General features: G+C 69.6%; 16 protein-coding genes. 13 read left to right on the top strand and 3 right to left on the bottom strand.

The features are described 5' to 3' along the window. Positions 1 to 15 precede the first annotated feature (15 nt). The 3 genes from TY25_RS20375 to TY25_RS20365 all read right to left on the bottom strand — a co-directional run bounded on the left by TY25_RS20375 (position 16) and on the right by TY25_RS20365 (position 3876). A complete protein-coding gene (locus TY25_RS20375; protein WP_042258456.1) occupies positions 16 to 1815 on the bottom strand; it encodes a gamma-glutamyltransferase family protein in 1800 nt (599 codons plus the stop codon). A 49-nt stretch (positions 1816 to 1864) separates the two neighbouring features. Then, the gene (locus tag TY25_RS20370) at positions 1865 to 3244 is read right to left on the bottom strand and encodes an FAD-binding protein (protein WP_042258455.1); all 1380 of its coding nucleotides are present in this window, start codon (positions 3242 to 3244) and stop codon (positions 1865 to 1867) included. A 146-nt stretch (positions 3245 to 3390) separates the two neighbouring features. Beyond that, positions 3391 to 3876, bottom strand: a complete 486-nt coding sequence (locus TY25_RS20365; protein ID WP_226887330.1) for a MarR family winged helix-turn-helix transcriptional regulator — start codon at positions 3874 to 3876, stop codon at positions 3391 to 3393. Positions 3877 to 3979: 103 nt separating this feature from the next. Here TY25_RS20365 and TY25_RS20360 point away from each other — a divergent pair, with 103 nt between their 5' ends. From TY25_RS20360 to TY25_RS20300, 13 genes are all read left to right on the top strand, one after another. Further along, positions 3980 to 4750 carry a VOC family protein gene (locus TY25_RS20360; protein ID WP_042258494.1) on the top strand — a complete coding sequence of 257 codons (771 nt, stop codon included), beginning with the start codon at positions 3980 to 3982 and terminating at the stop codon, positions 4748 to 4750. Positions 4751 to 4773: 23 nt separating this feature from the next. After that, positions 4774 to 5994 carry an MFS transporter gene (locus tag TY25_RS20355; RefSeq protein WP_042258492.1) on the top strand — a complete coding sequence of 407 codons (1221 nt, stop codon included), beginning with the start codon at positions 4774 to 4776 and terminating at the stop codon, positions 5992 to 5994. A gap of 190 nt (positions 5995 to 6184) precedes the next feature. Next, positions 6185 to 6655: a VOC family protein gene (locus TY25_RS20350; protein WP_042258453.1), complete on the top strand. Its 471-nt coding sequence runs from the start codon at positions 6185 to 6187 to the stop codon at positions 6653 to 6655. Beyond that, entirely contained in the window at positions 6652 to 7551 is a 900-nt protein-coding gene (locus TY25_RS20345; protein WP_226887331.1) for a 3-methyl-L-tyrosine peroxygenase-related protein, read from the top strand. Before TY25_RS20350 ends, TY25_RS20345 begins: the two co-directional genes overlap by 4 nt. Further along, positions 7548 to 8432 carry an LLM class flavin-dependent oxidoreductase gene (locus TY25_RS20340; protein WP_042258451.1) on the top strand — a complete coding sequence of 295 codons (885 nt, stop codon included), beginning with the start codon at positions 7548 to 7550 and terminating at the stop codon, positions 8430 to 8432. Before TY25_RS20345 ends, TY25_RS20340 begins: the two co-directional genes overlap by 4 nt. Continuing rightward, entirely contained in the window at positions 8429 to 9262 is an 834-nt protein-coding gene (locus tag TY25_RS20335; protein ID WP_042258450.1) for a PhzF family phenazine biosynthesis protein, read from the top strand. Before TY25_RS20340 ends, TY25_RS20335 begins: the two co-directional genes overlap by 4 nt. Further along, positions 9259 to 10440: an aminotransferase class V-fold PLP-dependent enzyme gene (locus tag TY25_RS20330; protein ID WP_042258449.1), complete on the top strand. Its 1182-nt coding sequence runs from the start codon at positions 9259 to 9261 to the stop codon at positions 10438 to 10440. Before TY25_RS20335 ends, TY25_RS20330 begins: the two co-directional genes overlap by 4 nt. After that, positions 10437 to 11237 (top strand): tryptophan 2,3-dioxygenase, encoded by an 801-nt coding sequence (locus TY25_RS20325; RefSeq protein WP_042258448.1) that lies wholly within the window; start codon positions 10437 to 10439, stop codon positions 11235 to 11237. The genes TY25_RS20330 and TY25_RS20325 overlap by 4 nt, the downstream gene beginning before the upstream one ends. 39 nt (positions 11238 to 11276) lie before the next feature. Next, on the top strand, positions 11277 to 12341 hold the full coding sequence (locus TY25_RS20320; RefSeq protein WP_042258447.1) for a methyltransferase: 1065 nt from the start codon (positions 11277 to 11279) through the stop codon (positions 12339 to 12341). Next, entirely contained in the window at positions 12334 to 13224 is an 891-nt protein-coding gene (locus tag TY25_RS20315; RefSeq protein WP_042258446.1) for an alpha/beta hydrolase, read from the top strand. The genes TY25_RS20320 and TY25_RS20315 overlap by 8 nt, the downstream gene beginning before the upstream one ends. Next, positions 13221 to 15053 carry a non-ribosomal peptide synthetase gene (locus tag TY25_RS20310; protein WP_042258445.1) on the top strand — a complete coding sequence of 611 codons (1833 nt, stop codon included), beginning with the start codon at positions 13221 to 13223 and terminating at the stop codon, positions 15051 to 15053. The genes TY25_RS20315 and TY25_RS20310 overlap by 4 nt, the downstream gene beginning before the upstream one ends. A 1-nt stretch (position 15054) precedes the next feature. Then, positions 15055 to 19437: a non-ribosomal peptide synthetase family protein gene (locus tag TY25_RS20305; RefSeq protein ID WP_081868990.1), complete on the top strand. Its 4383-nt coding sequence runs from the start codon at positions 15055 to 15057 to the stop codon at positions 19435 to 19437. After that, positions 19430 to 20827 carry an FAD-dependent oxidoreductase gene (locus tag TY25_RS20300; RefSeq protein ID WP_042258444.1) on the top strand — a complete coding sequence of 466 codons (1398 nt, stop codon included), beginning with the start codon at positions 19430 to 19432 and terminating at the stop codon, positions 20825 to 20827. Before TY25_RS20305 ends, TY25_RS20300 begins: the two co-directional genes overlap by 8 nt. The last annotated feature ends 11 nt before the right edge of the window (positions 20828 to 20838 follow it).

Below are 20838 nucleotides of genomic sequence, written 5' to 3'. Positions count from 1 at the left end.
CGTTGTCGCCCAGCGCTATTCGGCCACCGCGTAGGCGTGCCTGCCGCGGGGGCTGGCCGCCGCGCGGACGAACTCGTGATCGTCGGTGAACCCGGCCGCGCACACCCGTCCCAGCGAGTAGGCGGGGACGAGGTCCACGTCGTGGCCGCGGGCGCGCAGGTCGGCGACGACCTCGGGCGGGCACGTTTCCTCCGCCACCAGCACGCCGGGCCGGTGCGCGTGCGGGGTGAACGACGCGGGCACCTGGTCGGTGTGGAAAGCGGTCGTCTCGGTCGCGCTCTGGAAGTCGAGCCCGAAATCGGCCACGTTGAGGAAGAACTGCATCGTCCACTGATCCTGGCGATCGCCGCCCGGGGTGCCGAAGGCGACGAACGGACGCCCGTCCCGCAGCACCACCGAGGGGCTGAGCGTGGTCCGGGGCCGTTTGCCCGGCCCGAGCGAATTGGGGTGACCCTCGGTGAGGAACATGCACTGTCCACGGGTGCCGAGCGGGAAACCGAGGCTGCCGATGGCCGGTGAACTCTTCAGCCACCCGCCGCTCGGGGTCGCGGCGACCATATTGCCGTGCCGGTCGACGGCGGTGACGGTGACCGTGTCGGTCTTCGCCTTGGTCGCCTGCAGGATCGTCGGTAATCCGTTCTGCAACTGGGACATCCACTCGGAGTCGACGTCCGGATCGTCAGGCACCGGCAGGTCGGGGAGGAACGAGGCGCGTCCGCCGGGCGTGCCGGGACGCAGCGTGTTTTCGGCGCGCGCACCGACGAGGGCGCGGCGCTGCCGGTTGTACTCCGCGTCGAGCAGGCCTGCCAGCGGCACCTCGCTGAAATCCGGGTCGCCATACCAGGCTTCGCGATCGGCCATCGCGAGCTTGGTGCACTCGATCACCGTGTGCACGTATTCGGCGCTGCCCTGGCCCATCCGGGCGAGATCGAAACCGTCGAGCAGCGCGAGCTGCTGCAGAAAGACCGGGCCCTGCGACCACGGTCCCGGTTTGAAGACCTGATAGGGGCCGTAGCTGTGGCTCGGCGCGGTCTCGACCGACGGCGTCCAGTCGGCGAGATCGTCGGCGGTGAGCAGGCCGCGGTGCCGGCGGCCGGTGGCGTCGAGCATCGGGCCGGACTCGAGGAACTCCGAGATCTCCGCCGCGACAAAGCCTTTGTAGAAGGCGTCGTGCGCGGCCCGGAACTGGGCATCACGCTCGCCGGACGCGGACTCGGCGGCCTTGATGAGGCGCTGATAGGTGTTGGCCAGCGCGGGATTGCGGAAGCGGCTCCCCGCGGCGGGGGCGTTGCCGCCCTGCAGATAGACCTGTTCGGAGCCGTGCCATTCCGCGCGGAACAGCGGCGCCAGCACGTCGATGGCGCGCGCGGTCTCCGGCAGTAGCGGAAAGCCCTTGTCCGCGTAGCCGATCGCGGGTTCGAGCACCTCGGCCAGGCGCTTGGTGCCGAACTCGGCGAGCAACCGCATCCAGCCGCCGAACGCGCCGGGAACACAGGCGGGCAGCAGCCCCGACCCGGGGATGCTGCGTAGGCCGAGGTCGGCGAAGGTGCCGATGCTGATCGTGCGGGGCATCGGACCCTGCGCGCAGAGTGCTTGGACGTCGTCCTGTCCGGCCTGATGCGCGACCAGGGACAGATCGCCGCCGAGCCCGTTGAAATGCGGTTCGACGACCTGGAGCACGAATCCGGCCGCGGCGGCCGCGTCGAACGCGTTGCCGCCGTCGGCCAGCATCCGCATCCCCGCGGCGGAGGCGAGCCAGTGCGTGCTGGCCACGGCACCGGTGGTGCCGGTGAGTTCGGGCTTGGCTGGAGGCATGCGGCTACTCCCTAAAATCGTGGTGCGAGCGCGAAGGTATGGAATGCGACTAATCGTCGGTGCGAATGCCGAGGCCCGGTGCGAGAATTCCGCGGGGGTCGTAACGCTTTTTCGCCGCGCTGAACGCGGGCCATCGGTCGCCGTAATGATCACGCCAATCCTGGGCCGTGCGGCGCAGCGAGCCGATGGGATAGAGCACCGCGCCGTACTGTTTGCGTGCCTCGGTCAGCAGGCGGTCGTTGCGATCGAGCATCTCCTCGACGAATTCCGGGTGTGCACCGCGGGTTTCGGCGACCGTGTTGATATCGAGCACGAAAACCCAGTCGGAACCGTCGGGTTCGGGCACCGGTGGGTACGGCCTGGTCAGGGTCGTGCGGCGTTGCGGATACAGCAGGCTGATCCCGAAGGGACCGATATCGCGTGCGGTGAGCGAGGATTGGACCTCATCGACGTAGTCCTCCACGACCGCGCCGCCGAGCCACACGTCGTACCACGGCTTGACGAGCTCGTCCCAGTGCACCGTCTCGCGCATGCCGTCGACCAGCGTGTCGATCTTGAACACGTAGTCGAGGTAGGGGGTGTCCTCGATGACGGGATCGGTGGTCAACCCACGGATACCCACTTCATCGTCGGGTGGGTTCGCCGGGTCGTACATGACCGTCGCGTAGAGCCGGTGTGTCGGCTCGGACTGCGGCGAATACAGCTCGGCGTACACATGATCGATGCCGGGCCGCTCGATAAGGCTACGCAGGTCGCGGAAGAAGTCGGCGTTGTCGGTGTAGTCCAGCACGTAGCTGCGAGCGCGTTCACGCGCGGGCTCCAGTTCGATCACGGCCTTGGTGATCACCCCGCACTGGCCGAGTCCGCCGAGCACGGCCTCGAACAGATCGCGGCGCTGCGCCGGCGAGCACCGCACGAGTTCGCCGGTCCCGGTGACCACCTCGAGTTCGCGCACGTGGTCGACCTGGAGCCCGGTGCGCAACGCGCCGACGAGTCCGCCGAGCCCGCCGACCGAGAGCGTGCCGCCGACGGTCAATGAGGTGTAGCCGGTGACGGCGGGCGGCGTGCGCCGCGGTGACTGTTCGAAGGCGGTGGTGACCAGGTTCTTCCACAGGACGCCTGCGTCGACCTCGGCCACGTCGCCGTCGATCGAATGGATGCGGTTCAGGTAGCGGTTCTCGATGACCAAGCCGTCGGACAGGCCCTGACCGAGCGTGGTGTGCGCCTGCCCCCGGGTCGAGACGCTGATGCCGTGGGTGTGGCAGAAGCCGACCAGCGCGGCGATGTCCTGCGCCGAGCGCGGCCGCAGCACCGCCGCCGGGGTGCGGCGGGTGATGTTGCCGAGGTCGGTGGCGACCGCCCGGCGCGCGGACTCGTCGAGCAGCAGCTCGCCGTCCACTGCGGGCGCGTCGGCAAAGATTCCGGGCACGAAAACTCCTTTCGGCGTATTGGTTTCGGCCTGCGTCAGCGAAATGGCTGCGGGCTGTTACCAATACGTCGAACATATCCGGGACGACCCGCCCGGCACATTCAGAGGAGTTTCAAATTACTCTCAAAACCTTGTGAAGCCGGGCGTCATTCGGCCGTCTGCAACGAGGAGTGGATGGCCTCGGCGACACGACCGCACAGCTGCGCGAAAACGGCCTGCTCGGCCGGATCCAGCACGGACTCGGCTATTTCGGCGTTCTCTCGCCGGCATTCGGCGGCGCGGTCGAGGAATTCGCGCCCGTCCGCGGTGAGCGAGGTGGTCTGTTCGCGCCGGTCGGTCCCGAGCGCCGCCTGGGTCACCAGGTGTTGATCCTTCAGCACGCGCAGGGCTTTCGACATCGTCGGACGGGAGACGCTGAGCGATTCGCTCAGCGCGGAAGGCGTCATCGGGCCACGCAGGCGCAGCATTTCGAGCACGTCGTACTGCTGCCAGGTGACCCGTTCCGGGGTGGTCCGGGTGCGGCGCGCGACGAGCACGCAGGTGAGGTGGGCGAGGGCGTTCTCGACGCCGTCCTGCCAGTCGAGGACCTGGCTGGGGCTGTCCGCGGCGGCGGGCACTGGGTCAACGGGCACGGGTCTCTCCTCGCCGTTCGGGAACTTGATTTCCGGTTGGAAACTAGTTTACGGTAGGAATCGCTACACCAACTCACAACCCTGTCACACAGGAGGAGTGGTCATGGGCAGCTTCAGCCCGCGGCCGGCGACTGTGGGGTGGTTCGATATCACCGCCAGCGCTCCGGCGCACACCAAGCAGTTCTACCAGGAAGTGTTCTCCTGGGAATTCACCCCGATCGGCGACGATTACCATACGATCACCGCGCCCGGCGCGGCCGCGGCCATGGGCGCGCTTCGCCGCGGCGACCGCGACGCGCTCTGGATCGATGTCGTCTGTACCGACCTCGCGACCACGATCCCGCGACTGGAATCGTTGGGCGCCAAGGTGATCGAGCCGACCGGCGAAACCCCGGCGGGCGCGCGGACCGCGGTCGTCGCCGACACCCGAGGCAACCGGCTCGGACTGTACGAACCGGCGAGCACCGGCGAAGCCGACACGACGGCCGCGGCCGCGCTGCCGAACGCCACCGCGTGGTTCGAGATCGGAACCCTGGATTTCGCCGCCACCCGGCAGTTCTACGAGCAGGCCTTCGGCTGGACCTACGAACGCGACGAAGCCGCCGAAGGGGCGGTCTACTACAGCATTTCGGCACCGGGCGCCGCGGAGCCGATCGGCGGGACGATGGACCTTTCGGCCCTGCCGGACGCCGCCGAGTACGCGATCCCGGGGCTGCTCGTCACCGACGTCTCCGCACTGCTCGAGCGAGTCGAGCGAGCGGGAGGACACCGCGTGATGGATCCGTTCGCCGATGCGCACGGCCTGGTCATCGCGCAGTTCACCGACCCGTTCGGCAATCGGTGGACCTCCTTCGCGCAACCCGCCGCGCGCTGATCACCTGCCCCGGAAGGGGAGTCATGCCTTTCGCCGTATATGTGTTGGGGCTGGGCGTTTTCTGCCTCAACACCACCGAGATCATGGTTGCCGGACTGATTCCCGGTATGTCGAGCGATCTGGGCGTCTCGATCGCCGCCATCGGCTACCTGGTGTCGCTGTTCGCTGTCGGCATGGTCGTCGGCGGGCCCGTGCTGATCGTCGGCTTGTCCCGGGTGGCGCAGAAGAAGTCGCTGATCCTGTTGCTCGCGGTGTTCGTCGCGGGACAGACCCTGGCCGCCATGGCGGCCGACTACTGGGTGCTGGTCATCGCGCGCATCGTGACCGCGCTGGCCGCCTCGGCGTTCTTCGGTGCGGCCGCCGCCGTATGCGTGCGGCTCGTCGGCGCCGAACGACGCGGTCGCGCGATGTCGGTGCTGTACGGCGGCATGATGGTGGCCCAGGTCGTCGGCCTGCCGACGGCGACGTTCATCGAACAGCACTTCGGCTGGCGGGCGAGTTTCTGGATCGTCGACCTGCTCGCCGTCGGGTGCATCGCGGCGGTGGTGCTGCTGGTGCCCGGTGGCGGCGGCGCCCAGACCTTGGATTTCCGCACCGAGATCCAGGCTTTCCGCAATCTGCGCCTGTGGGGCGCGTATGCGACCAACGCGCTGATCATCGGTGCGGTGGTGGCCGGATTCACCTACCTGTCACCGATTTTCACCGACGCGACCCACTTCGCGCCCGCGACGGTGCCGGTGTTGTTCGCGGTCTACGGGATCGCCACGGTGCTGGGCAATGCGGTCGTCGGACGGTTCGCCGATCGCTACACCCGTCCCATCCTGGTCGGCGGGCTGATCGCGCTGACCCTCGTGCTGGTCGCGTTCGCGCTGTGCGTCTCGTACAAGGTGCCGACCATCGTGACGACCGTGCTGCTCGGACTCATCGGGCTGCCGCTCAACCCGGCCATGGCGGCCAGGGTGATGTCGGTGTCCAACGAGGGAGCGCTGGTCAACACGGTCAACGGCTCGGCCGTCAATATCGGCGTCGTGCTCGGCCCGTGGCTGGGCGGTCTCGGGATCAGCGCAGGGCTCGGCCTGGTTGCGCCGCTGTGGATCGGCGCGGGCATGGCGCTGCTGGGGGTGTTCACGTTGCTGCCGGATCTGCGCCGGGGCGCAGCTCCAGATCCGCGCCGGAGCGCACTGGGGGACCGCCCGGCGTCCGCGCCCGAGGAGCGTGGGAGTATCCCGGTGCGCGATCGTTAAACCGCTGGTGGGCACAGGATTTCGGCAACTGCCGACAAACCCTCCCTGACACCGACTTTAGAGTTTCTCGAGCATCTTTTGATTGCCCCGGGCCGCGCGGCCGACCGACGATGGAAGCGCTGGGACGATCCCCTCCCACAGCTGCGATGAGGGGAATACCGCAAGCGTATTCGCGACGGAAGGGCATCCGATGCACGGGCTTGACATCGCGCCGAGATTCCACCACCTCGCCATCCAGACCGATGACGTGGACGCCACGATCGAGTGGTATCGGGAATTCCTCGGGGCAACGGTCGAATGGTCACTCGACAGCTTCTCGCCACTGACCCACGACCGGCTACCCGGAATCGAGAAATTGGTCGAACTGAAGAAGGGCGACCTGCGATTCCACGTCTTCGACCGGGCCGAGCACAGCAAGGACGGCCCCGACCCGCTCGGCTACCAGTATCAGCACGTCGGCATCACGGTGCAGCACCCGCAGGATCTGGTGCGGCTGCGCGCGCAGTGGCTGCTGGTGCGGGAGCGGACCGAGATCGCCTGGGCCAGAGACGATCCGCCGTCGGACATCGTGACCGACGCGGACGGCATGCAGAGCCTGTACGTGCTGGACCCGAACGGTCTCGAGCTCGAGTTCAGCTACTTTCCCGAGGCGGCGTCGTGAGCAGGAATGGCCGATATAGGTCGGCGGGCCGGCAACGCCCGCCCGCATTGCAACCGCGGTTGCTGTTCATGCCGTCACTCGGCGAGCCGTTCGACGAGTCCGGGCCCGACGGAGACACCGTGCTCGCCCCACGAGATGCGCCCGAGTACCCCTTGTTCGGCACCGAACCGGTCGAGGCCGAGCGGTTGTTCTGGTATCGCTGGATCGCGGGCCACCAGATCTCTTTCCTGCTCTGGCGGGCGATGTGCGATGTAGTGTGCCAGTACCCCGACGAGGTGCCGGGCGAACGGGAACTGGAAGTGCTGTCCGCCTGCATCGACGGCTACAGCGCGATGCTGCTGTATTCGTCCACGGTCCCGCGCGACCACTACCACGCCGACATCCGGCCGCGGATGGCGTTGCAGCACCCCTCGTTCAGCGGCACCTGGGCGCCGGACTACCGGCCGGTGCGCCGGCTGTTCCACGGCAGGCTGCCCTGGCAGGACGATCCGTCGTGCCGGGCACTCGACGCCGCGGTGGACCGAAACGAGTTGACGCACAGTCATATCGCCGATCATCTGGTCCCGGACGGGCGTTCGCTGCTGCAGCAGTCCGTGGGAGCCCCGGGCGTCAGCGTGTCCCGGGAGAAAGAAGACCTGTACGACAACTTCTTCCTCACCGTGCGGCGTCCGGTGAGCCACGCCGAATTCGTCGCCCAGCTCGACGCGCGGATCACCGAGCTCACCGTGGACCTGTCGCACCACGGGATGTATCCGATGGTCGAAGGCCGGCACCACCCGGTGGTCGGCGACCGGTCCGAGGCGGTGATGCAGCCGCTGATCACCTACGCCGTCCAGGTCGTGGACCGCGCGGCCCGGCTGGTATCGGAGATGCGCCTCGAGGGGGTGCGCCGATGAAGCACGGAGTCGTCCTGCTGCCCGAGCACGAATGGAAGGTCGCCGCCGAACGCTGGCGCGCCGCAGAGCAACTCGGCTTCCGGCACGCCTGGACCTACGACCATCTGATGTGGCGCTGGCTCGCCGACCGCCCGTGGTACGGCGCGATCCCGACGCTCACCGCCGCGGCGACGGTCACCGAGACCATCGGTCTCGGGCTGCTCGTGGCCACCCCGAACTTCCGGCACCCGGTCGCGCTCGCCAAGGAACTCGTCACCGTGGACGATGTCGCAGGCGGCCGGCTGATCTGCGGGCTGGGCTCGGGCGCACCGGGTTTCGACGTGAGCGTGCTCGGCGGCCCCGACCTGGGCGCGCGCGAACGGGCCGAGCGTTTCGAGACGTTCGTCGAACTGCTGGACACCGTGCTGGCCGGCGGGCGGGTGAACAAGGTGTCGCGCTGGTACACGGCGGCGGGGGTGGACTTCCATCCGCGCGCCGGCGCCGCCGGGCGGATGCCGTTCGCCGTGGCCGCGACCGGCCCGCGGGGTATGGCGCTGGCCGCCGGGTTCGCGCAGTACTGGGTTACCTCCGGGCCGCCCAACGACTTTCGCGGGCGGCCGCTGCGCGAGGTGGTGCCGGTGCTGCGTCAGCAGAGGCAAGGCATCGACGCCGCGTGCGAGCGGCTGGGCCGGGATCCGGCCACCCTGGGCCGGGTGTTCGTCGGCGATGCCGCGGTGGCGGGGATCACCGCCTCGCTCGCGGCTTACGAGGACGCCGCGGGCGAACTCGAGGAGCTCGGCATCACCGACCTGGTGGTGCACTGGCCGCGCCCGGAGCAGCCGTATCAGGGCGACGAACAGGTCGTGCTCGAGTTCGCCGAAAAGCATGTGAGGGCCGCATGATGCGGGCGACGACGGTGGACATGTTCGGGGCCGCACCCGGGCGGGGCAGCGCGCTGGATGTGCTCGTCCCCGCGGATGTGAGCGCCCAGGACGCGGCGCAGGCCGCCGCGGACTTCGCGCGCCGCAGCGATTCCTGCGAGACCGTCTTGGTGGACGAATGCTCCCGAACGCAAAGGACTTTCGCCTCGCGGATCTTCAACGCCGCGGGCGAGACGCCGTTCGCGACGCACTCGCTGGCGGGCGTCGCCGCCTGTCTGGTCGGCACCGGCCGGCTCGCCCCGGGTGCGGTCGGCCGGACCGCGGCGGCGGGCACCCAGTGGTTGTGGACCGACGGCAGCGAGGTTCGCGTGCCCTTCGACGGACCCGCCGTGCGGCAGGAGCCGGCCTACGAAGCCGCCGAGTTCGGTTGGGCCACCGGCGAATCGCATGCGGGCGGAGTCGGCCGGGCCTTCAACTTCGTCCGGGTGCCGGCGGATCCACGGGGTCTGCCCGTACCCGACCTCGATCGCATGCGCGAGCTCGACGTCACCGACCTGACCGCGTTCCGCTGGGACCCGGCGCGCCGGGAGGTGCTGGCCTGCGTGTTCGCCCCCGGCTTCGGCATACCCGAAGACGCCGGATGCCTCCCGGCCGCCGCCGCGCTCGGCGTGGCCGCGCTGCAACTCGATGCGCCCGATTCGGCGCCCCTGACCATCCGTCAGGTGACCCGGCACGGTACCGAGTCGGTGTTCGGCTGCGTCGGCTCGCTGCGGGACGGCACCGCCCGCGTGCGCATCACGGGTCAGGTCTGGGTGCCCCGGGACGACGACCAGAAAGCTTGTGGGGCATGACAATTCGCGACGACACCGATCCGCTCACCGCGTACGCGGACGAGTTCGCCACCGACGGCGCCGTCCACCTCAACGGCAACTCGCTCGGACCGCCCCGGCGCGGTCTCGTGGGCGAGCTCGACCGTGTCGTGTCCGGCCAATGGGCGCCCCGGCAGGTGCAGGGCTGGTTCCAGGACGGGTGGCTCGACCTGCCGCGCGCGATCGGGGACCGGCTGGCCCCGCTGCTCGGCGCCGGGCCCGGGCAGGTCATGGTAGCGGGCGAGACCACCTCCACGACGCTGTTCAACGCGTTGGTGGCGGCCTGCCGCCTGCGTGGTGACCGGCCGGTGTTGCTGATCGAGGCGGAATCGTTCCCCACCGACCTGTATATCGCCGACTCGGTGGCCCGGCTGCTGGACCGGCAACTCGTCGTCGAGTCGCACGGGGAGTTCGACTCGTATCTGTGCGAGCACGGGGGACAGGTGGCCGCGGCCGTCACCGCGCCGGTGGACTTCCGGACCGGTGAACGTCGCGCGATCCGACCGATCACTACGCTGTGTCACGACGTGGGGGCGCTGTCGGTGTGGGACCTCAGCCACGCCGCGGGTGTGCTGCCGGTGGACCTGGATGCCAACGCGGTCGATCTCGCCGTGGGGTGCGGATACAAGTACCTCGGTGGCGGTCCCGGCGCACCGGCGTTCCTTTACCTGCCCGCCAGACTGCAAGCGACGGTGGACTTTCCGCTGACGGGGTGGCACGGCCACGCACGGCCGTTCGACATGTCGCCGGTGTTCGAACCGGCCGCCGGGATCGAATGCGCCCGCACCGGCACACCGCCGCTGCTCAGCCTCGTCGGATTGCACCACGCGCTCGCGCCGCTGCTCGACGTGGGTATCGACGCACTGCACCGGCGCAGCGTGGCGCTCGGCGAGTTCTTTCTGGAATGCCTCGAGCAACGTCGTCCGCCACTGCTGGACCGGCTGGCCTCACCCCGGGAGACGGCGCGGCGCGGCGGGCATCTCGCGTTGCGAATTCCCGAGGCGGACAAGGTGGAACGCGCATTGGCCGAGCACCGCGTGCTCGTCGACGCCCGGCCGCCCGACCTGATCCGGTTCGCCTTCGCGCCGCTGTACGTGACGCACGAGCAGGTGTCACGCGCGGCCGAAGTGCTGTGCCACGCCACGGAAGGAGTGCTATGACCAGCGCCCCCGAATACCTCGTCCCGGAGTACGTCACCTACGCGCACATGGACGAACTGCACGCGCTGCAGCGACCGCGCAGTGACGCGCGCGGCGAGCTGAATTTCATTCTGCTCAGCCACGTCAAGGAGCTGCTGTTCCGCGCGGTGATCGACGATCTGAGCACCGCCCGCGCCGCGCTCGAGCGCGACGATGTCGCCGACGCCTGCCTGGCCCTGTCCCGGGCCACCCGCACGCAGCGGGTGCTGGTGGCCTGCTGGGAATCGTTGAACGGTATGTCGGTGGACGAGTACGTGGCCTTCCGCGAGGTGCTCAACGACGCATCCGGCACGCAGTCCTTCGCCTACCGCGCTTTGGAATTCGTGATGGGCAACCGGCCGGCCCGGCAGGTCGAGGCGGCGCACCGGGACGGGCATCCGGTACTGCGCACCGAGCTGGCGCAGCCGTCGCTCTACGACGCGGCACTGCATCACCTTGCACGCCGAGGCTTTGCGATCCCGGCGGCGTGCGTCGCGAAACCCGCTGCCGCGCAGCACGAACCGCTCGCGGAGGTGGAGGACGTCTGGCTGGAGATCTACCGGAACCCGGACCGGCATCGCGACGCGCACCGGCTCGCCGAGGCGCTGCTCGAGGTGGCGTACCAGTTCTCGCATTGGCGGGCCACGCACCTGCTGGTGGTCGAACGGATGCTCGGCGGCAAGAGCGGGACCGCGGGCACCGACGGCGCACCGTGGCTGCGGGCCATCAACGAACACCGCTTCTTCCCGGAGCTGTGGACCTTTCGCACCCGGCTCTAGCGGCAATCCACGACAACGACGGTAAGGAACACGATCACGATGACGGAAACGCAGACCGAGCTCAGCAAGCCGGTCGATCTCACCTCGCTGGTCCCGGTGCTGTTCGGCTTCGCCGCCTTCCAGCAGCTGCGCGCGGCCTCGGAACTGCAATTGTTCGAATATCTCGACCTGAACGGTCCCGCCACGAGCGACGACGCGGCGGCGGGCCTGGGCATGCCGGGCAAATCGGCGCGCATGCTGCTGCTCGGCACCACCTCGCTCGGCCTGACCGAACGCGACGGCGACCACTACCGGCTCGGCGCGACGCTGGCCGCGGCGATGGCGGACGGCACCTGGCCGCTGCTGCGCAACATCATCGACTTCCAGCAGCGGCTGTCGTATCTGCCCGCGAAGGAGTACGCGGAATCGTTGCGCACCGGGAAGAATCTGGGTCTCAAACACCTGCCCGGCACCGGCAGCGATCTGTACTCGCGGCTGGAACAGACCCCGGAGCTGGAGAATCTGTTCTTCCGCGGTATGCACTCGTGGTCGGAGCTGTCGAATCCGGTGCTGCTGCACCAGGTGGACTACGCCGGCGTGACCGGGATCCTCGACGTCGGTGGCGGCGACGCGGTCAACGCGATCGCGATCGCGCGGGCGCATCCGGACCTGAAGATCACGGTGTTCGACCTCGAAGGCGCGGTTGAGGTGGCCCGGGACAACATCGCGGCCGCGGGACTCGGCGACCGCATCGACGTGATCGCGGGCGATATGTTCGGCGAACCGCTGCCCGGCGGCTACGACGTGGCGCTCTTCGCGCACCAGTTCGTGATCTGGTCGCCGGAGCAGAACCGGACGCTGCTAAGGCAGGCGTACGCGGCGCTGCCGCCCGGTGGACGGGTGCTGGTGTTCAACGCGTTCGCCGACGACGACGGGCGCGGGCCGCTCTACACCGCGTTGGACAACGTGTACTTCGCCACGCTGCCGTCCGAGGAATCGACGATCTACCCCTGGCGCGAACACGAAGAGTGGCTGCGCGCAGCGGGATTCGCCGAGGTCACTCGCATCCGCAGCGCCGGATGGACACCACATGGGGTGATCGAGGGGCGCAAATCCGATGAGTGAGCGCAGCACGCTCGACCGGGAGTATTCCCCGAGCAGCACCGCCCGCGATCCGGCGGGCACGCTGCGCCGCTACCGGATGCGCAGCGACCTCGCCCGCTCCCGGCTGGACGCGCACATGGCCGTGCCGTACGGCGGCGGCCGGGGCGAACGCTGCCATGTGTTCCCGGCCGTGCCGCACGGTACGCGCGGGCCCGAGACGCCCGCCCTCGTCTTCGTGCACGGCGGGCACTGGCAGGAGTCCGGCATCGACGACGCGTGTTTCGCGGCCAGGCAGGCGCGGGCCCACGGATGTGCTTTCGTGGCAGTCGGTTACGGGCTGGCGCCCGATCGGACGCTGCCGGGCATGATCGCCTCGGTGGCCCGGGCGCTGGCCTGGCTGGACGGTTCCGGCTCGCTGTTCGGCATCGACCCGGCGCGCGTGCACGTCGCGGGCAGCAGTGCGGGCGCGCATCTGCTGGCCGCGGCGCTGGCCGGCGCCGACGCGCCGCGGGTGCGCAGCGCGTGCCTGCTGAGCGGGCTCTACGACCTGACCGAGATCCCGCGCACCTACGTCAACGACGCCGTGCGGCTGACACCGGAACTGGCGCAGGAGTGCAGTCCGCTGCGGATGCCCGCACCGCGCTGCGACTCGATCCTGCTCGCGGCCGGCCGCCACGAGACGCGGACCTACCTGCGTCAGCACGAGCTGTACGCGGCCTACCTTGCCGCACAGTCGATCCCGGTGCGGGCACAGATCGTGCCGGACCGCGATCACTTCGACCTGCCGCTGGATCTGGCCGATCCGTCGACCCCGTTCGGCCGGATCACCTTGCGGCACTTCGGCCTCGAGGCAGGCCGTCGAGGCGCATTCACACCGGAAGGGACGGTGACATCAGCCCGATGACACACTCGCCAACCGCAACACCGGTCGAGTCCGTCGACATGGACCGGACCGGGGCGGCCACCACCGACACGATCGTCGACGCGTTCGAGCGGGCGGCACGGGAACACGCCGCGCGCGAGGCGATCTCGGACGGCACGACCACCCTGACCTACGCCGAGCTGGACGCACGGGCCGATCGACTCGCGCGGGCGCTGCGCGAGCGCGGCCTGGCACCCGGGGCAAGGGTCGGCGTCCATCTCGATCGTGGATTGGTCACGTATCAACTGTTTCTCGGGATCCTGAAAGCCGGGTTGGTGGTGGTGCCGTTCAACCCGGCCCACCCCGCGGCGCACAAGGACCGGATGTGTGAAGTCGCCACACCGGCGCTCACGGTGGTCGACGGACCGGTCGACGGCCTCCTCGAAGCCGAGTGCGTGCCGGTGGACGAGCTGCTGGCCGCGGCGTCGGCGCTGCCCGGTACACCGCTCGAGCTCGACATCGACCCGGCGGCACCGGCTTTCGTCTTGTTCACCTCGGGCTCGACCGGCACGCCCAAGGGCGTGGTGATCGCCCATCGGGGCATCGCCAGGGTCGCCCGGCATCTCACCGGGTTCACGCCGGGCCCGCGGGATCGGTTCCTGCAACTCGCGCAGCCCGCGTTCGCGGCGTCGACCACCGATATCTGGACCTGCCTGCTGCGCGGCGGCAGGCTCAGCGTCGCGCCACAGGAGATGCCGCCGCTCGGCGAGCTGGCCGAACTCATCGCGCGCGAACGGATCACGGTGCTCAACCTCTCCGTCGGCTTGTTCAACCTGCTAGTGGAACATCATCCGCAGAGCCTGGCCGGGGTGCGGACGGTGATCGTGAGCGGCGACTTCCCGGCCGCGTCGCACGTAGAGCGCGCCCTGGCGGTCGTGGGCGGCGAGGTGCTCAATGCCTTCGGGTGCACCGAGAATTCGGCGTTGACCGCGGTACACCGGATCACGTCCGCGGATCTGGCCGCGGCCGAGATCCCGGTCGGCCGCCCCATGCCCGCGGTCGAGCTGACGGTGCGGGACGAGGCCCTGAACGAATGCCCGCCCGGGACGATCGGCGAGCTGTGCATCGCGGGCGACGGCGTCGCGTCGGGGTATCTCGGCGACCCCGACCTCACGGTGCGAAAGTTCGTCCGGCACGACGGTATTCGGCTGTTGCGGACCGGCGATCTGGCCAAGCTGACCGAGCGCGGGGAGATCGTGCTCGCCGGCCGCACCGATCAGATGGTGAAGGTGCGCGGGTTCCGGGTGGAACCACGCCATGTCGAACTCACCGCCGAGGAGTTCCCCGGCGTGCAGCAGGCGGTGGCACAGGCGGTGCCGAGCGGTGGCGCGGCCGGGCAACTCGCCCTGTGGTGCGTGCCCGCGCTCGGCGCCGAACTGTCCGAGCTCGAACTCACCGCCCACCTGCGCGAGCGGTTGCCCGACTACATGGTGCCGTCGAAAGTGCTGACGCTGGAGGCGTTTCCGCGCAACACGAACGGAAAAATCGACCGCAAGCGCCTGTCCTCGCTGCTCGCGGAGCAGACGGCGGACGGCACCGACGAGGCGGAGACCGGCGTGTCCGCGCAAGGCGAGGCCCCGGATCGGATCGCAGCGGTGGTGCGCTCGGCACTGGCCGACATCACGAAGACGGCGGAACTCGAGCTGGACGCGGGACTGCTCCACAGTGGTGTCACGTCACTGCAATTGATCGACCTCGGGGCACGGCTTGAGGACGTGCTGGGCGTCGCGTTGGCGCCCGACGAGATGGTCGGCGCCGGCACCGTGCGCGGCGTCGCCGACCTGATTCGCACCAAGCGAGCGCGAGGCTGACATGACGGCTTGCAATGAGTTCACGACGGTCGAGGCGCGGCGATTGCCGGCCTCGCCGGCCCAGCCCGGGATGTGGTTCGCCAGCGTCTACGGCGCCGATCCCACGGCCTACAGCCAGCCGCTGGTGCTGCGGGTGCCGCTGCGGCTGGCGCACGGGGTGCTCGTGCGAGCACTGGCTTCGGTCCATCGGGACCATACCGCCCTGCGCACGACCTTCGAGATGGCCGACGACGGCGATCTGCGGCAGGTGGTGCACGGGGAGCTGGCCCCGGCGGTCGACGTCCTGGACTTCCCGGGCGGCGACCCCGAGGAGTGGGTGGCCGAACAGGTGGCCCGAGTAGCCGCAACCGAATTCGATCTGCGCGACGGTCCGCTCGCGCGGGTACGACACCTGCGCTGGCGCGCCGAAGGTCGCAGTGTGCTGGTGTTCAACATCCACCACACCGTGTTCGACGGACTGTCCTGGAAGCCGTACCTCAGCCAGCTGGAAGCCACCTATACCGCGCTGACGCAGGGCCGGGAACCGTCCCGGCCGGAACGGCGGCAGTCGATCGAGTCCTACGAGCGCTGGTCCGATCTGAGCGCCGACGCAGAGGCGCTGCGGCACTGGCAGGCGAAGCTGGCGAACGCGCCCGCGGCACCGCAGCTGGGCCTGCCGGGTGGGGGCGAAGCCCGGCAGGTGACGCGGCAGCTGATCCTGGACGACGACGTATCCCGGCGGGTGCGTGCGTGCTGTGCCGCCGAGGGCATCACCACCAGCATGTTCTTCATCGCCCTGTGTTTCGTGCTGCTGCATCGGCAGACCCGGCGCGACGATCTGCTCCTGGGTCTCCCGGTCTCGGTGCGCGGCGCCGGTGACGCGGAGGTGCTCGGCCATCTCACGAACACCGTGGTGCTCCGGCATCGGCTGGACCGGGCCGACACCGCCCGTGACGTGCTCGCGGCCGTGAAAAAAGAAGTGCTGGAGGCGCTTCGGCATCGGCACATGCCGTTGGCGGCGGTGCTCGGCGAGGTGCGCGCGGGCCACCAGGACGGTGCCGACGATCTGTTCAACGCGATGATCACGGTGATGCCCGCGGCCGCGCGGCGGTTGGATCTGCCCGCCTGGGGCGTGCAGACCTGGGAACACGCGCCGGGCGGGGCCAAGTACGACATGGCGATTCTGGTGGACGAGACGGCGGACCGGTTCACCGTGGTGGTGGAGCACCGCACCGCCGCGCCGGCGGGTGGACGGTTCACCGAGTACCTGGCGCAGCGAGTCGCAACGCTGGTGGACAGCGTGCTGGCCGACCCGGATACCACGGTGGCGGCGTTGCGCTGGATCGGTGCGGACGAAGAGCGGGCGATCACCGAACTGTGTGCCCGCCGCGGCGATGCGCCCGACCTCGGCACCGAGCTGACCGCCGATCTCTTCGCGGCGAGTGCGGCTGCCGCGGCGGCGGATCCGGCGGTGCGCGCGGACGGTACGCAGACCTCGTATGCCGAATTGGCCGGGCGCGCAGACGCAATCGCGGAGGCGCTGGCCGCCGAGGGAATACGCGACGGGCAGCCGGTCGCGGTGCTGCTGCGTCCGGGGCTGGACCTGGTGGCCACGGTCATCGGCGTGCTGCGCGCGGGCGGCAGCTACGTGACCCTCGATCCGGACCAACCGAGGGAGCGGCTGAGCTTCGCCCTGCGCGACTGCGGCGCAACGATTCTGCTGCGGTCCGGCGACGCGGGCGCTGCGGAGTTCGAGCTCCCGGCCGGCGTCGAGGTGCTCGACTACGCCGATATCGACGGTGCCGTGGCGACATTCGACGGGCCGCGCAAGACGCCGGAGGACACGGCCTACATCGTGTACACCTCCGGTTCCACCGGCCGTCCCAAAGGCGTGCGACTGCCGGAGATCACGCTGGCCAACCTGGTGCACAACCAAGCACTCTGCTCGTCCGGCCGCGCGCTGCGCACGTTGCAGTACATGCCGCCCGCGTTCGACGTGTTCGCCCTCGAGGTGTTCGGAACCTTGTGCACGGGTGGCACTCTGGTCGTTCCGCCGGCTGCGGCCCGCACCGATTTCGCGGCGCTGGCCGAGCTGTTGGCGCGGGAGCGGATCGAGCGGGTGTACCTGCCGTACGTGGCGCTGCGTGAGCTGGCCGCGGTGCTGCGGTCCGCGACGGTGTCGTTGCCGGAGCTGCGCGAGGTGTACGTGACCGGGGAACGGCTGGTGGTGACCGAGGACGTGCGGGCGATGTTCCGGCGGCACCCGGCGGCCCGGCTGATCAACGCGTACGGTCCGTCGGAGGCACACCTGTGCAGCTGGGATGAACTGCCGGCCGATCCCGGCGCCTGGCCCATCATCCCGTCGATCGGCCGGGTGGTCGCGGGCGTCGACGCCTACGTGCTCGACGAGTCCGGCACGACCGGCACGGCACAGCGGGTCCCGTTCGGTGTCGAGGGCGAACTCTGTGTTGCGGGACCGGTGGTTTCGCCCGGGTACCTCGGTCTGCCGGAGAAGACGCGCGAGGCCATGGTGCCGGACCCGTTCGTCGCCGGGCAGCTGATGTATCGCACCGGCGACGTGGTGGTGCTGGCCCCGGACGGGCAGTTGCACTACCGCGGCCGCAAGGACGACCAGGTCAAGATTCGCGGGTATCGCGTCGAGCCGGGCGAGATCGAGGCCGCCCTGGAACGCGAGTTGGCGGTGGCAGCGGCCGCGGTCCTGGTCGTGCCCGCGGGTGGCGACCGCACGCTGCACGCGTTCGTGCAGAGCGACACGCAGCCGCCGCCGGACTGGCGTGCGCGGCTCGGTACGGCGCTGCCCGACTACATGATTCCGCGCCGGCTCACCAGGATCGACGCGATGCCGGTGACCGCGAACGGCAAGACCGACCGGCGTGCACTGACGGCGCTGTGTGGTTCCGACGAGTGCGGTCCCGCCGATTCGAACGGGCCGGACTCGGCGGGGTCCGGATCGGCCGAGGCCGAATGGACCGGTACCGAGCGGGTGCTCGCGGAGCTGTGGGCCGAGGTGCTCGGCGAACGGCCCGCGCACCCGGACGCCGACTTCTTCGTGCTCGGCGGTCATTCGTTGCTCGCCGCGCGCCTGCATCGAATGGTCAAGCGGCGCTTCGACACCGACGTCGGGCTCGCGGCGTTGCTGAGCACGCCGACACCGCGCGGGATGGCGCACATCCTCGCCGACCGTACGGCGGCGGCCGGCCCGGATCTGCGCGCCGAGGCCGAACTGCGCGACTTCGTGGTCGGTACCCGGCAGGAACCGGCCGACGGCACGGTATTCCTCACCGGCGCCACCGGATTCCTCGGCAGTCACGTGCTGGACGAGCTGCAGCGCACCGGCCATCACGTGCGCTGCCTGGTCCGCGCGGGCAGCGTCGAGGAGGGGCGGGAACGGCTGCGGCGCGCCTTCCGGAAGTTCGCGCTCGATCCGTCCGGGCTCGACGAGGTCGACATCTGCCTCGGCGATCTCGACCAGCCGCGGTTCGGCCTGGGCAGCGGCTACGAATGGCAGGCGCGCGATATCGCGCAGGTCTATCACGCGGCGGCGCACATCAATTTCGTCGTGCCGTACCACACGGTCAAGCGCACGAACGTGGACGGACTGCGCCACCTGCTGGACTTCTGCGCGATCAATGCCACGCCGCTGCGGCTGATCTCGACGATGGGCGTCTTCCCGCCCGATTCCGGCACCGGTCTGATCGGCGAGGAAACGGTGCCGGGCGACCCGGCCTCGCTGGGCATCGGGTACTCCCAGAGCAAGTGGGTCGGTGAGCAATTGGCGTTGCGGGCGCGCGCGGCCGGACTGCCGGTCACCGTGCATCGGGTCGGCCGCATCGCCGGGCACCGCCGGACCGGCGCGTGCCGGCACGACGACTTCTTCTGGTTGCAGATGAAGGGATTCGCGCTACTCGGCCGCTACCCGGACGATATCGTCGACGCCCCCGCGGTGGACCTGTTGCCGGTGGACTACGTGGCGCGCGCGATCATCCAACTGTCGGAGGGCAAGCCGGACAACGAGACCTGGCATCTGTACCACCCCGACGGGTTGGACTGGCCGACCATCCTGGAAACCGTGCGCGCGGAGGGTTATTCGATAGCGCCGACCAGTGGCGCCGAGTGGATGGGCGCGCTGGAGCAAGAGGTGGGCGACAGCGACGACCAACGGCAGGGGCTCGGCCCGCTGGTGCCGCTCATGCGCGAGGGCGTGATGCGGCTCGGCACGCACACCTTCGACAACGAAAAGTCCAGGCGCGCACTGGCCGACGTCGGTTGCCCGTACCCGCAGGCGGACACCGGCTGGATCCATCGGATGTTCGAGTACTTCCGCGCGGTCGGGGCCGTGGCGCCGCCCGACGGGCCGGATACGGCAGGAGACCACAATGACTGAACTGGAAATGCGCTCGGTGGTGATCATCGGCGCGGGCCCGGTCGGGTGTGCGCTGGCCACCCTGCTGCGGCAACAAGGCTTGCAGGTGGACGTTTTCGAGCGAGGCACCGAGTCCGCGGGCACCGGGTCCGGGCACTCGTTCAATCTGACGCTCACCTCGCGCGGCCTCGACTGCCTGCCGCGCCCGGTCAAACGCCGCCTCTACTTGCAGGGGACGGTGCTGGCCAAGCGGATCATCCATCACCGCGACGGCGCGATCTCCACCCAGCCGTACGGGACGCTCTACAACCATCACCTGTTGTCCATTCCACGCGGAGTGTTGCAGGAGCTGCTGCGCGACCAGGCGTTGCGGGCAGGCGCGCGGATCCACTACGGCCTGGAGTGCGTCGGGGTGGATACCGGTCGGGCCGCGGCACTGCTGCGCGACCGGGACGGCAGTGCGGCGTGGGTCGAGGGCGGTCTGCTGGTGGGCTGCGACGGTGCGCACAGCGCGGTGCGCGATGCGATCGTCGCGGCGCATCCCGCGGATATGTGGGTGACCCGCGATACCATCGCGCACGGCTACGCCGAGATCACCATGGACTACGGCGACGCCGATCCCACGGGTATGCACCTGTGGCCGCGCGGCGATCACTTCCTGCAGGCCCAGCCCAACCGGGACCGGACCTTCACCACCAGCCTGTTCAAGCCGCTGACGGAAAGCGATGGGCGCAGGCACTTTTCGGAGCTGTCCTCGGCCGCGGCGATCAGCGACTACTGCGCGACGCAGTTCCCGGACGTGTTCGGCCGGATGGCCGAGGTGGGCTCGGAGCTGGCGAGCCGCAGCCCGGGCCAGCTCCGGATCATCAGCTGCGCGCCCTATCACCACCGCCGCGCGGTGCTGGTCGGCGATGCCGCGCACGCCGTGGTCCCGTTCTTCGGGCAGGGCATCAACTGCAGTTTCGAGGACGCGGCCACGCTGGCGAACCTGGTGGAGAAGTTCCAGGCGGCCGTCCGCTATGAGGGGGGCACCCTGGCGACCGTCGCCGAGGTCGTCGCCGACGAATACAGCGATGTACGGGTGAAGGCGGGTCATGCGCTCGCGGAACTCTCGCTGCGGAACCTCGAAGAGTTGTCCGACCACGTGAACAACCCGGCGTTCCTGGAACGTCGCGCATTGGAACGACGGCTCCACGAACTGCGCCCCGACCTGTTCACTCCGCTGTATCAGTTGGTGGCGTTCACGCACATGCCCTACGACGCGGCGCAGCGCGCGCACCGGGAAGCGAGCGAGGTACTGGACGCGTTGTGCGACGGCCGTGATCCGCGCACCGCGCAGGACGCGATCATCGCCGAATTCCTCGGCTCGGCCCGCGGCACGTTCGGTGCGCACGAGCGGCGTACGGGCTGAGCCGGCCGGGC

Source organism: Nocardia brasiliensis NBRC 14402, assembly GCF_000308475.2.
In the GTDB taxonomy this organism is placed as follows: domain Bacteria; phylum Actinomycetota; class Actinomycetes; order Mycobacteriales; family Mycobacteriaceae; genus Nocardia; species Nocardia brasiliensis.
The sequence above is the reverse complement of the archived record's forward strand: the minus strand, read 5'-3'. Positions and strand labels throughout refer to the sequence as shown.

Bases quoted from the DNA above. Each gene is read 5' to 3' on its own strand.
- TY25_RS20375 (WP_042258456.1), bottom strand. From the start codon at position 1,815: ATGCCTCCAGCCAAGCCCGAACTCACCGGCACCACCGGTGCCGTGGCC.
- TY25_RS20360 (WP_042258494.1), top strand. From the start codon at position 3,980: ATGGGCAGCTTCAGCCCGCGGCCGGCGACTGTGGGGTGGTTCGATATC.
- TY25_RS20355 (WP_042258492.1), top strand. From the start codon at position 4,774: ATGCCTTTCGCCGTATATGTGTTGGGGCTGGGCGTTTTCTGCCTCAAC.
- TY25_RS20350 (WP_042258453.1), top strand. From the start codon at position 6,185: ATGCACGGGCTTGACATCGCGCCGAGATTCCACCACCTCGCCATCCAG.
- TY25_RS20340 (WP_042258451.1), top strand. From the start codon at position 7,548: ATGAAGCACGGAGTCGTCCTGCTGCCCGAGCACGAATGGAAGGTCGCC.
- TY25_RS20335 (WP_042258450.1), top strand. From the start codon at position 8,429: ATGATGCGGGCGACGACGGTGGACATGTTCGGGGCCGCACCCGGGCGG.
- TY25_RS20330 (WP_042258449.1), top strand. From the start codon at position 9,259: ATGACAATTCGCGACGACACCGATCCGCTCACCGCGTACGCGGACGAG.
- TY25_RS20325 (WP_042258448.1), top strand. From the start codon at position 10,437: ATGACCAGCGCCCCCGAATACCTCGTCCCGGAGTACGTCACCTACGCG.
- TY25_RS20320 (WP_042258447.1), top strand. From the start codon at position 11,277: ATGACGGAAACGCAGACCGAGCTCAGCAAGCCGGTCGATCTCACCTCG.
- TY25_RS20315 (WP_042258446.1), top strand. From the start codon at position 12,334: ATGAGTGAGCGCAGCACGCTCGACCGGGAGTATTCCCCGAGCAGCACC.
- TY25_RS20310 (WP_042258445.1), top strand. From the start codon at position 13,221: ATGACACACTCGCCAACCGCAACACCGGTCGAGTCCGTCGACATGGAC.
- TY25_RS20305 (WP_081868990.1), top strand. From the start codon at position 15,055: ATGACGGCTTGCAATGAGTTCACGACGGTCGAGGCGCGGCGATTGCCG.
- TY25_RS20300 (WP_042258444.1), top strand. From the start codon at position 19,430: ATGACTGAACTGGAAATGCGCTCGGTGGTGATCATCGGCGCGGGCCCG.